General features: G+C 48.9%; 1 pseudogene. It reads left to right on the forward strand.

Going from position 1 to position 262, the window contains the following annotated elements:
• A pseudogene (locus N8O80_RS09555) lies at window positions 1-262 on the forward strand (MSCRAMM family adhesin SdrC); the annotation flags it as partial.

The following is a 262-nucleotide window of genomic DNA, read 5'->3' on the forward strand; positions in this document are numbered from 1 at the left end:
TGCACTTGTTGATGCTGATTCAGATGCCGATGTACTTGCTGAGTCTGATGCACTTGTTGATGCCGATTCTGAAGCTGATGTGCTTGCTGATTCTGATGCACTTGTTGATGCTGAGTCTGAAGCACTTGTGCTTGCTGACTCTGACGCACTTGTTGACGCTGACTCTGCTGCAGATGTTCTTGCTGACTCTGAAGCACTTGTTGATGCTGACTCAGAAGCGCTTGTAGAGGAAGAATCTGTTGCTCGTGTGGAGGCTGAGTGG

Source organism: Streptococcus mitis (genome assembly GCF_946190155.1).
GTDB classification, from domain to species: domain Bacteria; phylum Bacillota; class Bacilli; order Lactobacillales; family Streptococcaceae; genus Streptococcus; species Streptococcus mitis_CL.